13 protein-coding genes and 1 tRNA gene are annotated in these 13,662 nt (G+C 69.5%); 10 read left to right on the plus strand and 4 right to left on the minus strand.

All coding sequences use genetic code 11. The features are described 5' to 3' along the window. The first annotated feature begins 3 nt into the window (after nucleotides 1-3). The gene (locus OHN74_RS23650; protein WP_327696558.1) at nucleotides 4-1,329 is read left to right on the plus strand and encodes a sensor histidine kinase; all 1,326 of its coding nucleotides are present in this window, start codon (nucleotides 4-6) and stop codon (nucleotides 1,327-1,329) included. After that, a complete protein-coding gene (locus tag OHN74_RS23655) occupies nucleotides 1,326-2,006 on the plus strand; it encodes a response regulator transcription factor (RefSeq protein ID WP_189145194.1) in 681 nt (226 codons plus the stop codon). The genes OHN74_RS23650 and OHN74_RS23655 overlap by 4 nt, the downstream gene beginning before the upstream one ends. Before the next feature lie 78 nt (nucleotides 2,007-2,084). On the opposite strand, the gene OHN74_RS23660 is transcribed toward OHN74_RS23655, so the two are convergent. Further along, nucleotides 2,085-2,741: a DUF461 domain-containing protein gene (locus OHN74_RS23660; protein ID WP_327696559.1), complete on the minus strand. Its 657-nt coding sequence runs from the start codon at nucleotides 2,739-2,741 to the stop codon at nucleotides 2,085-2,087. Between the two features lie 648 nt (nucleotides 2,742-3,389). On the opposite strand from OHN74_RS23660, the gene OHN74_RS23665 reads away from it, so the two are divergent. The 6 genes from OHN74_RS23665 (at nucleotide 3,390) to OHN74_RS23690 (ending at nucleotide 9,960) form a co-directional block, all read left to right on the plus strand. After that, complete coding sequence (locus OHN74_RS23665) at nucleotides 3,390-3,872, plus strand: CarD family transcriptional regulator (RefSeq protein ID WP_327696560.1); 483 nt, start codon at nucleotides 3,390-3,392, stop codon at nucleotides 3,870-3,872. A gap of 370 nt (nucleotides 3,873-4,242) precedes the next feature. Next, a complete protein-coding gene (ispD, locus tag OHN74_RS23670) occupies nucleotides 4,243-4,995 on the plus strand; it encodes a 2-C-methyl-D-erythritol 4-phosphate cytidylyltransferase (RefSeq protein WP_327696561.1) in 753 nt (250 codons plus the stop codon). Continuing rightward, a complete protein-coding gene (gene ispF, locus OHN74_RS23675; protein WP_327696562.1) occupies nucleotides 4,985-5,500 on the plus strand; it encodes a 2-C-methyl-D-erythritol 2,4-cyclodiphosphate synthase in 516 nt (171 codons plus the stop codon). The genes ispD and ispF overlap by 11 nt, the downstream gene beginning before the upstream one ends. A gap of 187 nt (nucleotides 5,501-5,687) precedes the next feature. Further along, nucleotides 5,688-7,091, plus strand: a complete 1,404-nt coding sequence (gene cysS, locus OHN74_RS23680) for a cysteine--tRNA ligase (protein ID WP_327696563.1) — start codon at nucleotides 5,688-5,690, stop codon at nucleotides 7,089-7,091. A 109-nt stretch (nucleotides 7,092-7,200) separates the two neighbouring features. Beyond that, nucleotides 7,201-8,142: a 23S rRNA (guanosine(2251)-2'-O)-methyltransferase RlmB gene (rlmB, locus tag OHN74_RS23685; RefSeq protein ID WP_327696564.1), complete on the plus strand. Its 942-nt coding sequence runs from the start codon at nucleotides 7,201-7,203 to the stop codon at nucleotides 8,140-8,142. A 117-nt stretch (nucleotides 8,143-8,259) separates the two neighbouring features. Further along, the gene (locus tag OHN74_RS23690; protein ID WP_327696565.1) at nucleotides 8,260-9,960 is read left to right on the plus strand and encodes a DoxX family protein; all 1,701 of its coding nucleotides are present in this window, start codon (nucleotides 8,260-8,262) and stop codon (nucleotides 9,958-9,960) included. Nucleotides 9,961-10,072: 112 nt separating this feature from the next. Here OHN74_RS23690 and OHN74_RS23695 read toward each other — a convergent pair whose 3' ends face one another. The 3 genes from OHN74_RS23695 to OHN74_RS23705 form a co-directional block, all read right to left on the minus strand. Then, nucleotides 10,073-10,804: a nucleotidyltransferase family protein gene (locus OHN74_RS23695; protein WP_327696566.1), complete on the minus strand. Its 732-nt coding sequence runs from the start codon at nucleotides 10,802-10,804 to the stop codon at nucleotides 10,073-10,075. A 165-nt stretch (nucleotides 10,805-10,969) separates the two neighbouring features. Continuing rightward, nucleotides 10,970-11,419, minus strand: a complete 450-nt coding sequence (locus OHN74_RS23700; protein WP_327696567.1) for a hypothetical protein — start codon at nucleotides 11,417-11,419, stop codon at nucleotides 10,970-10,972. Between the two features lie 220 nt (nucleotides 11,420-11,639). Then, nucleotides 11,640-12,776: an ABC transporter ATP-binding protein gene (locus tag OHN74_RS23705; RefSeq protein ID WP_327696568.1), complete on the minus strand. Its 1,137-nt coding sequence runs from the start codon at nucleotides 12,774-12,776 to the stop codon at nucleotides 11,640-11,642. Nucleotides 12,777-13,003: 227 nt separating this feature from the next. Between OHN74_RS23705 and OHN74_RS23710 the strand changes: the two genes are divergently transcribed. Both OHN74_RS23710 and OHN74_RS23715 read left to right on the plus strand, forming a co-directional pair. After that, nucleotides 13,004-13,077 (plus strand) — tRNA-Thr (locus tag OHN74_RS23710). Nucleotides 13,078-13,145: 68 nt separating this feature from the next. After that, complete coding sequence (locus tag OHN74_RS23715) at nucleotides 13,146-13,655, plus strand: GNAT family N-acetyltransferase (protein WP_327696569.1); 510 nt, start codon at nucleotides 13,146-13,148, stop codon at nucleotides 13,653-13,655. Nucleotides 13,656-13,662: the final 7 nt, after the last annotated feature.

The following is a 13,662-nucleotide window of genomic DNA, read 5'->3' on the forward strand; positions in this document are numbered from 1 at the left end:
TGCATGGACGTGAACGCGGCAGTCGCCGCAGCAGCAGCGATCGCCGGGGTGCTCACCGGCGTCATCGCCATGCTGGCGTTCCGCTGGAGCGAGCGCGACCAGAGACGCCCCACCCGCACCTCCCTGCACACCGACCCCGTACTGCCCCCCGGCGTCGACACGGTGCTGTCCGTGCTGCGCTCCTCGGCCGTCGTGCTCGACGAGGCCGACGCCGTCGTCAAGGCCAGCTCGGCGGCGTACGCCCTCGGACTGGTCCGTGGCGGAAAGCTTTCGGTGGAGCCGATGCTCCAGATGGCCCGCGACACCCGGCGCGACGGCGAGATACGCCAGGTCGAGCTGGACCTCCCCCGACGCGGCACCGGACGCGGCGAGGCCCTGGCGGTCTCCGCGCGCGTCGCCCCGCTCGGCTCGCGGCTCATCCTGCTGCTCGTCGAGGACCTCACCGAGGCCCGGCGCATCGAGGCGGTACGCCGCGACTTCGTCGCGAACGTCAGCCACGAGCTCAAGACCCCCACCGGCGCGCTCTCCCTCCTCTCCGAGGCCGTCATGGGCGCCTCGGACGACCCGGAGGCCGTCGAGCGCTTCGCCGGCCGTATGCAGATCGAGGCGACTCGGCTGACCAGCCTCGTCCAGGAACTCATCGACCTCTCCCGGGTGCAGAACGACGACCCGCTGGAGGACGCCGAACCGGTCCGCGTCGACGAACTCGTCGCCGAGGCCGTCGACCGCTGCCGCCACCAGGCCGGCGCCAAACAGATCACCATGGCCGCCGGAGGCACCGCCGACCTGCGCGTCTGGGGCAACCGCGGCCAGCTCGCCGCCGCCCTCGGCAACCTCGTCGAGAACGCCGTCAACTACTCGCCCTCCACCACCCGCGTCGGCATAGCGGCCCGCCGGGTGAACGCACCGGGCGGAGACCTGATCGAGGTCGCCGTCACCGACCAGGGCATAGGCATCTCCGACAAGGACAAGGAGCGTATCTTCGAGCGCTTCTACCGCGTCGACCCGGCCCGCTCCCGCGCCACCGGCGGTACGGGCCTCGGGCTGGCGATCGTCAAGCACGTGGCCGCCTCGCACGGCGGGGAGGTCACCGTGTGGAGCTCCGAGGGCCAGGGCTCCACGTTCACCCTGCGCCTGCCGGAGGCGGCCACCGGCCGCCGATCCCGCGCGAACCGGCCGCACCTGTACGACCATGACTCACACCCCGAGTCACTCCCAGACTCCGACCCCGAAGCCGGGGACGGACCGTCCGACCCCGGCGAAGTGGCCGACCGGACCACCGGCACATCCCCTTACGATCCGCTTCACGCCCCGGAGGTCCATCCGTGACCCGAGTGCTCGTCGTCGAGGACGAGGAGTCCTTCTCCGACGCCCTTTCGTACATGCTCCGCAAAGAGGGTTTCGAGGTCGCCATCGCGGCCACCGGGCCCGACGGACTCGACGAGTTCGAGCGCAACGGCGCCGACCTCGTCCTGCTCGACCTGATGCTGCCGGGCCTGCCCGGCACGGAGGTCTGCCGTCAGCTGCGCGTCAAGTCCAACGTCCCGGTGATCATGGTCACCGCCAAGGACAGCGAGATCGACAAGGTCGTCGGCCTGGAGATAGGGGCCGACGACTACGTCACCAAGCCCTTCTCCTCCCGCGAACTGGTCGCCCGCATCCGCGCCGTCCTGCGCCGCCGCGGCGAGCCCGAGGAGGTCAGCCCGGCCGCGCTGGAGGCCGGCCCGGTCCGGATGGACGTCGACCGTCACGTCGTCACCGTCTCCGGCGCCAAGGTCGACCTCCCGCTCAAGGAGTTCGACCTCCTGGAGATGCTGCTGCGCAACGCCGGCCGCGTGCTGACCCGTATGCAGCTCATCGACCGGGTCTGGGGCGCCGACTACGTGGGCGACACCAAGACCCTGGACGTCCACGTCAAGCGCCTGCGCGCCAAGATCGAGCCGGACCCGGGCGCGCCCAGGTACCTGGTCACGGTCCGCGGCCTCGGATACAAGTTCGAGCCGTAAACCGGCCCGTACACGCACGCGTCCACGTCGAAGGGCGGGACCTCCTGGAGAGGTCCCGCCCTTCGACGTAGGCGCCTGTTACTGACCGGCCGTCGCCGAGCTGCTCGCGGAGGCGCCGGCGGCAGGCGACTCGGCCTCCCCGGACGGGCTCGGTGAAGCGGACGTCGCCGGCTCGTCCGAGGCGGTGGCGGAGGGCGAGGCCGTGTCGGCCGGTGTCTCCGGTACCTCGGTCGGGCCCCATGCGGCGTAGTAGCCCTCGGCCGGGACGACGAACGCGCGCAGGCTCACGTCACCGGTCTTGCTGAAGGTGAAGGTGATCTTCTGCGCGTTGCCGTCCTGGACCGACTCCCGGCTGCTGGCCAGAACGGCGGAGGCGTTGTTCTCGCCGCCGATGACGAGCGAGCCATGGGCCGGAATGCTCAGGCTGCCGCCCTCGGCGGGCTTCAGCTCAGCGGTCTTGCCGGTGCCGGGGACGGTGATCGACTCCAGCGTCTGGGCGGTGGTGCCGGTGTTGAACACCGTCGCGGAGACGGCGGCCGGACCGGTCGACTCCAGCTCCGACGGGGTGATGACGACGACGTTCTGCAGCTTGATGTCGCCGACGGTCGTGGCCGCGTTGTCCGGCTTGACCTCCAGCGTCTGGGCGTTGTTTCCGGCTGCGCACCCAGCGAGCGTGGCGACCGAGAACGCGAGGGCGGATGCGGCGAGGGCGCCGCGTCGAAGGCTGCTGCTCACGGCGGCGGCAACTCCTTGGAACGCACGGGCAGCTCCTTATAAAGCCGCCCTAAGTGACTGTCAGCGGCCTTAGGTTACCGAGCCGTTCCCGCGCCGCTGCACCCGACCCGCCTCTAGGGGCGGGCGGAGGTGCGGCCTCAGGAGAGCGCGGGTGCCTCATGAACCACTTCGGCATTCGGAAAAGTGCCATCACGGAGACTTGCGGATTTCCGGTGAAGGAATGAGCGCAGCCGAAATTGATCACCTGTAGATCACTCGTAGATCGCTCGTAGATCACCGGTAGATCATCTGCTTGGCCCTCTGGGGCATCAACTGGACATCGGCCGCCGTGATCAATTCCGGATTCACCCCGTCCCCGACTCCGCTCACCGAACGGAGTAGCGGAAGTAGCACACTTGGAAGCGGACATAAGTGGATGTTTGGTCGTCCGCCGGAGCCTCCGGGCGTGTGTAACGTCCGGGTTTCGCTTCGTTCGGAGAGCCGCTCCGACCTGCGAATACCCCCGTCGTCCTCGGCTCCGGGACCCCGTCGAAGCACGTTCCTGTTGCAGTTGTCAAGCCCCGAGATATGCCCTGACCTGCGAAAACGCCATTCAGAAGCCGTCGTTTCCGTGTTACCCTGGATAGCCACGGAAGGGGTACCTGTCACATGACGTTCAAGGTTGGCGACACCGTGGTCTATCCCCATCACGGGGCCGCGCTGATCGAGGCTATCGAAGTTCGCCAGATCAAAGGCGTGGACAAGACCTACTTGGTGCTGAAGGTCGCCCAGGGTGATCTGACGGTACGTGTGCCAGCGGACAATGCGGAGTTCGTCGGCGTGCGTGATGTGGTTGGTCAGGAAGGGCTGGACCGGGTCTTCGAGGTCCTGCGCGCTCCGTATGCCGAGGAGCCCACGAACTGGTCGCGTCGTTACAAGGCAAATCTCGAGAAGCTCGCCTCCGGCGATGTCATCAAGGTCGCGGAAGTCGTACGTGACCTGTGGCGTCGTGAGCGTGAGCGCGGACTGTCCGCCGGTGAGAAGCGCATGCTCGCCAAGGCTCGCCAGATCCTGGTGAGCGAGCTCGCGCTGGCGGAGAACACGAACGAGGACAAGGCCGAGGCACTGCTCGACGAGGTGCTCGCGTCCTGACTCTGATCTGAACGCAGGCCCTGAAAGCCGGCTCACTCAGCTCAGCAGCACAATGCTCAGCACAATGAAATGCCGCGGTGCCCGATGACGTATCCAATGTCGCCGGGCGCTGCGGCATGTTCGTGTCCGGATGTTCTGCCGGTGTATCCGGACACCACTGGCGCCATCAGCGGATTTCCTACGGGCAGTGGATTCCCCACGGTCGCGGTTTCCCCGTGGTCTGCCAGTAGCACTGAAGTACTGATACTTGGTGTGCCGGACCCGGAGCAGGCTCGACCGGATGTCACGGAAGGGTCCGATCGAGGCTCGCGCCCGGCACTCCTCCAGGCCATACCCACGAGGGCTCGGCACACAAACCTGACAGGAACCGATGTCTGACGAATCGCGCCCCACACCGCCCGGGGCACGTACGGCCGCCGTGATTCCGGCCGCCGGCCGGGGCGTACGCCTCGGCCCTGGCGCCCCCAAAGCGCTTCGCGCGCTGAACGGCACGCCCATGCTCGTCCACGCGGTACGCGCGATGGCCGCGTCCCGTGCCGTCTCCCTGGTCGTCGTCGTGGCCCCACCGGACGGCGCCGCCGAGGTGAAGGCGCTCCTCGACACCCACGCCCTGCCCGACCGCACGGACTTCCTGGTCGTACCCGGCGGCGAGTCCAGGCAGGAGTCGGTGAAGCTCGGCCTGGACGCACTGCCGCCCGGCATCGACATCGTCCTGGTGCACGACGCCGCCCGTCCGCTGGTCCCGGTGGACACCGTCGACGCGGTCATCGAGGCGGTACGGGAGGGCGCACCGGCAGTGGTTCCCGCACTGCCGCTCGCGGACACCGTCAAGGAGGTCGAGCCGGCCACGACCGCCGGGGAACCGGAACCGGTGGTGGCGACGCCGGAGCGGGCGCGGCTGCGGTCGGTCCAGACACCGCAGGGCTTCGCGATCGACACGCTCGTACGGGCCCACGAGACGGTGACCGACAACGTCACCGACGACGCGAGCATGGTGGAACAGCTGGGCTGGCGGGTTGTGGTCGTGCCCGGCCACGAGGAGGCGTTCAAGGTGACGAGGCCGCTCGACCTGGTGCTGGCGGAAGCGGTACTGGCCCGCAGGAGGCTCAACGATGGCTTCTGAACCTGCTGCGCCTTCCGCGACGGGGCCGGTGCTGCCCCAGGTCGGCATCGGTACCGACATCCACGCTTTCGAGGAGGGCCGGGAGCTGTGGTGCGCCGGCCTGAAGTGGGAGGGCGAGGGGACAGGGCTCGCCGGCCACTCCGACGCGGACGTCGTCGCCCACGCCGCGTGCAACGCGCTGTTCTCGGCGGCCGGCCTCGGCGACCTCGGGCAGCACTTCGGCACCGGCCGCCCGGAGTGGTCCGGGGCGTCCGGGGTGACGCTCCTGACGGAGGCGGCACGGATCGTACGGGCGGCGGGATTCACCATCGGCAATGTCGCCGTGCAGGTGGTCGGGCCCCGACCGAAGATCGGGAAACGGCGCGAGGAAGCGCAGAAGGTGCTGTCGGAGGCGGTGGGGGCGCCGGTGTCGGTGTCCGGCGCCACGACGGACGGGCTCGGGTTCCCGGGGCGGGAGGAAGGGCTGATGGCGGTGGCGACGGCCCTGGTGGCCCGGACCGGCTGACATATCCGGCCCGTCCGGCGTTTGAGGACGAGGCCCCTCGGGGCCGAAGCGGGGGTCTGGGGGCGCAGCCCCCCGGGACGCGCACCCCCACTCGCACCCGCCCGACCGCCGGTGGCAATGTCACGAATATGTGGCCCTTGTGCACAAGGGTCGCAGGGCACTGGGTGTGGGCCACTACCCTGGTCCCGTGACCATTCGCCTGTACGACACCAGCGCCCGGCAGATCCGTGACTTCGCCCCGCTCACGCCGGGTTGTGTCTCGATCTACCTCTGTGGCGCCACCGTGCAGGCCGCTCCCCACATCGGGCACATCCGGTCCGGCCTCAACTTCGACATCCTGCGCCGCTGGTTCACGTACCGCGGGTACGACGTCACGTTCATCCGCAACGTCACCGACATCGACGACAAGATCATCAGGAAGGCCGCCGAACAGGAGCGCCCCTGGTGGTCCATCGGTTTCGAGAACGAGCGGGCCTTCAACGACGGGTACGCCGCGCTCGGCTGCCTGCCCCCGACCTACGAGCCGCGTGCCACCGGGCATGTGACCGAGATGGTCGAGATGATGCGCGGCCTCATCGAGCGCGGACACGCGTACGAGGCCGACGGGAACGTCTACTTCGACGTCCGCTCCTTCCCCGGCTATCTGCAGCTGTCCAACCAGGAACTCGACAACCTGCTCCAGCCTTCCGGCGACGGCGAGACGGGCAAGCGCGACTCCCGTGACTTCGCCATGTGGAAGACCGCCAAGCCCGGCGAGCCGACCTGGGAGACACCCTGGGGGCGGGGACGGCCCGGCTGGCACCTCGAGTGCTCCGCCATGGCCCACAAGTACCTGGGTACCGCCTTCGACATCCACGGCGGCGGCCTCGACCTGATCTTCCCCCACCACGAGAACGAGATCGCCCAGGCCAAGGCCTTCGGCGACGACTTCGCCATGTACTGGGTCCACAACGCGTGGGTCACCATGAGCGGCGAGAAGATGTCGAAGTCCCTCGGCAACTCCGTCCTCGTCAGCGAGATGGTCAAGGCCTGGCGGCCCATCGTCCTGCGCTACTACCTCGGCACCCCGCACTACCGCTCGATGATCGAGTACAGCGACGAGGCCCTGCGCGAGGCCGAGTCGGCGTTCGCCCGGATCGAGGGCTTCGTGCAGCGTGTCATCGAGAAGGCCGGCGGTGTCGTCGAGCCGTCCGCCGAGGTGCCGCCCGCCTTCGCCGAGGCCATGGACGACGACCTGGGCGTGCCGCAGGCCCTCGCCGTCGTGCACACCACCGTCCGCCAGGGCAACTCCGCCCTCGCCGCCGACGACAAGGAAGCCGCCGTCGCCCGGCTCGCCGAGGTGCGCGCCATGCTCGGAGTCCTCGGCCTCGACCCGCTCGACCCGCACTGGGCAGGGGAGACCGGAGACCGGGGCGAGGACCTGCACGGGGTCGTCGACAGCCTCGTACGACTCGTCCTCGACCAGCGTGAGGCCGCCCGCGGGCGCAAGGACTGGGGGACCGCGGACGCCATCCGCGATCAGCTCAACCAGTCGGGGCTCGTCATCGAGGACGGCCCGCAGGGGCCGCGCTGGACCCTCGGACCACGCTGAGCATTTCGGCTCATATCCCCTCATTTTCTTGATCGATTGTGCCGCTCGGGTTTCCGGGCGGCACACTCATAGACGTACACACGCACGTCTTCACACAGACAGGTAGGTCATGGCCGCTAACAACCGCCGCATGTCCGGCAAGAAGGGCGCGCAGGTCGGCAGTGGCGGCCAGCGGCGCCGGGGGCTCGAGGGCAAGGGCCCGACGCCGCCCGCCGAGGCGCGCAAGGGACACAAGAAGAACCGTATTGCCGGTGCCAAGGCCAAGCAGCTCCAGCGGCGGCCCGCACCCAAGGGGCGCGGCGGGAAGGCCTCCTCCGAACTCGTCGTCGGGCGCAACTCGGTCGTCGAGGCGCTCCGCGAGGGCGTCCCGGCCAGCACGCTCTACGTCCAGCAGTTCATCGACAACGACGAGCGCGTACGCGAGGCGCTCCAGCTGGTCGCCGACCGCGGTGGCATCCACCTGATGGAAGCGCCCCGGCCCGAGCTCGACCGGATGACCAACGGGCTCAACCACCAGGGACTCGTACTCCAGGTCCCGCCGTACGTGTACGCCCACCCGGAGGACCTCGCCAACGCCGCCTACGACAACGGTGTGGACCCCCTCATCGTCGTCCTCGACGGTGTCACCGACCCGCGCAACCTCGGCGCCGTCGTCCGCTCCGTCTCCGCCTTCGGCGGGCACGGGGTCGTCGTGCCCGAGCGGCGCGCCGCCGGCATGACCGCCGGCGCCTGGAAGACCTCCGCCGGCGCAGCCGCCCGTACGCCCGTCGCCCGTGCCACCAATCTGACGCGCACCCTGGAGGCGTACCAGAAGGCCGGGATCGTCGTCGTCGGGCTCGCGGCCAACGGGGACGCGGAGGTCGGCGACCTGGCCGCCCTCGGCGGACCCGTCGTCATCGTCGTCGGCAGCGAGGGCAAGGGACTGTCCCGGCTGGTCGGGGAGACCTGCGACCACCTCGTACGGATCCCGATGCCCGGCGGCACCGAGTCCCTCAACGCCGGTGTCGCAGCCGGGATCGTGCTGTACGAAGCGGCCCGCCGACGCGCCTGAACACGCGTGCACGACGTCACCCGTACGGGGGAATCCGGGCGGGTGACGTGACCTTGACGCGGTCCGGACACATCCGCCAAGTCAAAGCAGTGTCCTAACCTCACGTCACTCGGTTAGATGAGTGTGGACACCAGAACACCCCGCACACCCACGGGGGACCGCTCGTCGGGATACGACGACGCTCCCGCGCTGAGCATGGTGAAGGTGCCGAGCGATCCGGCGCAGGTCATCGTCAACCATGCGAGCTTCCGCGTGCAGTTGGGGGCCTCGACGCGGCGGGCGGCACCGTCCGCCCGCGTCGCCCGGCACCTCGGCGCCTCCGAGGACACGGCGCGCATCCCCGTCGCAGGCGCCGGCGGCGCCACAGCCGTCCGACGCCGGGCACCCGTCGTCTGGAGCGGCAAGTCGGCGCCCGACGACACCGGCGCCCACCGGCTGCTCCAGGCCGTACGGGGCTCCAGCGTGCGCCACGGCGAACAGCCGCCGACCGCCGACGCCGGAGCGACGCAGGTCATCCCCCGCATCGACGAAGAACTCGACTACGCGGGCAGCACCCTCGACCAGACCGTCGAGACCCCCATCGTCGGCAGCCAGCGCACCCACGGCTCCGACCGGCTGCTCCCCAACATGCGCACCACCGGCAGCGCCTACGAAGAAGCCGGATACGGCCAATCCGGCTACGGCGACGGCGAGTTCGGCTACGAGGGCGACGAAGCCTACGAACGGGACGCCGACGGACGGCGCACCGGCGCCAGGCGACACCCCAACGACCCCGTACGGCACGCCTATTACCCCGGCCGCCGGATGAACCTCGGCGTCGTCCTGCTCCCGCTGCGCATCTTCCTCGGCTTCATCTCCATCTACGCCGGCATGGGCAAACTCTGCGACCCCGTCTACTTCGACGGCGGCAAACGCGGCTCCATGATGAAGTGGCTCAACACCCTTCACCCCTGGGAAGTCGCCGAACCGCTAAGGCAGTTCGCCCTCCAGCACCCCGTCGGCTCCGGACTCGTCATCGCCTTCCTCCAGGTCATCGTCGGGGTCCTCACGGTCCTCGGCCTGTGGCAGCGGGTCGCCGCGGTCGGCGGCGCGATGCTCTCCGCCGCGCTGCTCGTCACCGTCAGCTGGAAGAGCGTCCCCGTCTACGACGCCCCCGACATCATCTACCTGGCCGCCTGGTCGCCGCTGATCATCGCCGGCGCCCCCGTCTACTCCATCGACGGCCGCCTCGCCGGCAGCGCCTGGCGCCGACTCGGCCCCCGAACAGACATCTGGGAGCTGCGGAGTTACGTCCTGCGCCGCGGCGCCCTCGTCACGGCCGTCGTCATCGGGCTCACGCTCCTCATCGGCTCGCTTCTCGGCGGCGCCGTCCGCGACGCCGACCGAGTGGTCGTCCCCGGCCCCGGCGAGGCCCCGCGCAACGAACTCCCCGGCTCCCCGCTCCCCGAGCAGTCCGGCGAACGCCGCGCCTCGAAGAGCCCCTCGGCGGCCACCAAGTCCCCGACCCAGAGCGCCACTTCGGCCAGCCCCACCACCGGCGACGCCGCGACCACCCCGCAGGAGGCCCGCGAGAGCGGCAGCGTCACCGGAAGCCGGCCCAGCCAGACCCAGGGCAGCGCCGGCCAGGCCCCGCCGCAGCAGACCACCCCGGTCGAGCAGGCGCCCAGCACCACCGCCGGACCGTCCTCGTCGGGCGGCACGGGCACCCCGGGCGGCACCAACGGCGGCTCCACGGGCGGCAGTACCGGTGGCAGCGACGGCAGCACCGGCGGCTCCTCCACGGGCCAGCCAGGACTGGTGGGCGGCCTCCTGGGCTAGCAACAACCCGCCTGCTCGGGGCGGTTACGTCAGTGGGGTCCCGCACTGGGAAAGTGCGGGACCCCACTGACGTAACCGCCCCAAGCGCAAGGACCTTTGGTGAGCCGTCGGCTCAACGACCCAGCGCCGCCAGTTCCTTCGCGGCCTCCGTGAGGTCCTTCGCCGTGTCGATCGCGCGCCAGTAGGCACCGTGCGGGATCGGGAAGCCGGCCAGGCGGAGCTCACGGGCCAGATGAGGGAACGTGGTGCGCTCGTGGTCGCCACGCTCCGGGAGCAGGGCGGCGAACTCCGGGGAGAAGACGTACACACCCGCGTTGATCTCGAAGGTCGACGGAGGGGACTCGATGAAGTCCGTGATGTGACCGAAGCCGTCCGTCTGGACAGCACCCCAGGGCAGGAGCGGCCGGGCCAGCGCGAGCGTCGCGACGGCGTCCCGCTCAGCGTGGAAGTCGGCCATGTCGCGCAGCGAGAAACGGGTCCAGATGTCGCCGTTGGTGGCGTACCAGGGACCGTCCGGGGCAGGCAGATGCGCGGCGGCGTACTTGAGGCCGCCGCCACGGCCGAGAGGCTCGGTCTCGACGACCGTCGTGACGTTCAGCGGCAGATCGGCGGTCTCCAGCCACTTCTGGAGAACCTCGGCGAGATGGCCACAGCTGACCACCACGTCCGTCACGCCCTCCTCGGCGAGCCAGACGAGCTGATGGCCGATGATCGGCGTCCCCGTGCCGGGGATCTCGACCATCGGCTTGGGCCGGTCGTCGGTGTACGGGCGGAGCCGGGAACCCTGGCCGCCGGCGAGGACCACGGCCTGGGTGGGGCGCGACGTGGCGTTCGGATCGGTCATGCCCGAACTGTACGGGGCGCTCCGCGGGTTTCGCGGGAGAGGTTGGGGTGGGGCTGTGGGTGGGCATCTGCGGGCCGGTGGGGCGCGGCGCAGCCGCAGATCAGACGCAGCCCCGCGCCCCTGCCAGGCGTGCCCCTACGGGGCGCCTGGCAGGGGCGCCTGACGTCAGCTGTGGGCCGCTGCCACTCCCGTGGCGAAGGACGTGTCGCAGACCGGGCGGGCGAACGACTGGGCGCGTGACGGGCCGTACATACGGACCGCGGCGCGGCCCAGTGCGCGGGCGATCGAGGTGCAGTGCGCCGCCAGCGACGGGTGACCGTTCACCGCCTGCTGGAGGTGGGTGAGGGCGATGCCGGGGTCCTTCTCCTGGAGCTCCAGGAGAAGCTGGTCACGCAGGACGTCCTGCGGTGAGGGGGCAGCGGCGGCCCGGGCGGCCAAGTCCTCGGAGGAGGCGGTGAGCACCGAGTCCGAGGGATTCCCCGACCAGTTGACTCGGGTGACCGCGAGGGTCCCGGACAGCACCAGGACGACGGGCAGGACAAGGGCGAGGCTACGGCCGATCCGGCGGGCGGGGCCACGGCCACTTCGCGTCAGTTGGTTAGTGGAGTGCTTCACGCGAGTGAGGGTAGCGCTCGGTGCTGATTTGGCGACATTTAGTCACCCAATCGGGGGATGGATTGGTGCCATTTTGTGGGTAGGGCGTTGACGTAGCGATTCGAAACGACCGATCTGCCGGGGTATCGGGCCACCGGCGGACGCGCACGCGAAGGGCCCCGCGGCAAGCCGCGGGGCCCTTCGGTGTTCAGGTCGCCTCCGAGTCGTCTCGGTCGGCGAGTCAGTCGGCGAGGCGCTCGCCCGTGGAGGTCGAGAACACGTGGATCTCGCCCGGACGCGGCACGACGTGCAGCGTGGCGCCCTTGTCCGGGACCGAACGGCCGCTGACGCGGACGACCAGGTCCTTGAGGTTGCCGTCGACCTTGGCGCTGCCGTAGACGTAACCGTCGGCGCCCAGCTCCTCGACGACGTTCACCGTCACGGCGAGACCGGCCGGCGCGTCCTCGGAGTCCTTGGACAGCGAGCTGGCAGCGGCACCGTTGTGCTCGACGACGTCGAAGTGCTCCGGACGGACACCGACCGTCACCGTGGTGTCACCCTTGTCCGCAGCGGCCGTGAGGGCCTCGCGGTTGACCGGGACGACCGAGTTGCCGAACTTCACGCCACCGTCGGTGATCGGAACCTCGATCAGGTTCATCGCCGGCGAACCGATGAAGCCGGCCACGAAGAGGTTCTTCGGGCGGTCGTACATGTTGCGCGGCGAGTCGACCTGCTGAAGCAGACCGTCCTTCAGTACGGCCACACGGTCACCCATGGTCATGGCCTCGACCTGGTCGTGGGTGACGTACACCGTGGTGATGCCGAGGCGGCGCTGCAGCGACGCGATCTGCGTACGCGTCGACACACGGAGCTTGGCGTCGAGGTTCGACAGCGGCTCGTCCATGAGGAACACCTGGGGCTCACGCACGATGGCGCGACCCATGGCGACACGCTGACGCTGACCACCGGAGAGGGCCTTCGGCTTACGGCTGAGGTAGTCCGTGAGGTCCAGGATCTTCGCCGCGTCCTCGACCTTCTGACGGATCTCGGCCTTGTTGACGCCGGCGATCTTGAGCGCGAAGCCCATGTTGTCGGCGACCGTCATGTGCGGGTACAGCGCGTAGTTCTGGAACACCATCGCGATGTCCCGGTCCTTCGGCGGCAGGTGCGTGACGTCGCGGTCACCGATGCGGATGGCGCCGGCGTTCACGTCCTCGAGCCCCGCGAGCATGCGGAGCGAGGTGGACTTGCCGCAACCGGACGGACCGACGAGCACGAGAAACTCGCCGTCCCCGACCTCGATCTCCAGACCATCGACGGCGGGCTTCTCGGTGCCCGGGTAGATGCGGGTCGCCTTGTCGAACGAAACAGTGGCCATGGGTACTAGGCCCCCTTCACCGGCAGGAACGTGCCGGACGATCCGTAGTGGAAGGTGGTGTAGTCCACGTACGCGGACTGAATCTGGACGGTACCCGGCGTTTCGGCGTCTGTCAGTAGCTGGGGGAGTGTGAACTTCGCGGAAATTTTCGACAAGGGGTCGGCCGGGGCCTGGGTACACTTCACGGGCACGCATGCCTGCACGGTCTGTATGCACGCGCGCGGTGTGCCTCCTTAGCTCAGTTGGCCAGAGCAACGCACTTGTAATGCGTAGGTCGTCGGTTCGAATCCGACAGGGGGCTCAACGGCCCAGGTCAGCTCCATGCTGACCTGGGCTTCTTCGTGTTTGTGTCTGTGTGATGCTCGCGTCATGACTGATGAGCGTGAGGTTGTGATCGTCCGCTGGCCGGGGCAGGCACCCTCGGCAGAGGCCTCTGAGAGCGGGCTCGCCGCGTTGTTGGCGGCCTACCACCTGCGGACCGAGGCCGAGAAGGGTGAGCCCGTTGGTGATGTGGACGGGCTGCCGTTGCGCTATCGGGCGGAGATCTCGGACCCGGGAGCCGCGTTCGTCGGTGATGTCGTGCTGGTGGCGCTCAGCGGGGGTGCTGCCGTGGGGTGTGTGGTGGTGACCGCGCCCGTCGGTGGGCGGTCGGAGATCAAGAGGCTCTGGACGGATCCGGATTTCCGGGGGCGGGGGATCGCGTCCGGTCTGCTCCGTGCCGCGCTCGCGCAGGCTGTGGAGGGCGGTGTCAGCAGGGTGCGGCTGTCCGTGTGGGAGTGGCGGGTCGGGGCCATCGCTCTGTACGAGCGGCTCGGTTTCGTCGTCGTCGAGTCTTGGGACGGGCGGGATCAGTTGGTGTGCATGGAGTGCGCTGTGTGAGTGGTCG

It is taken from the genome of Streptomyces sp. NBC_00459 (assembly GCF_036013955.1).
GTDB lineage: Bacteria > Actinomycetota > Actinomycetes > Streptomycetales > Streptomycetaceae > Streptomyces.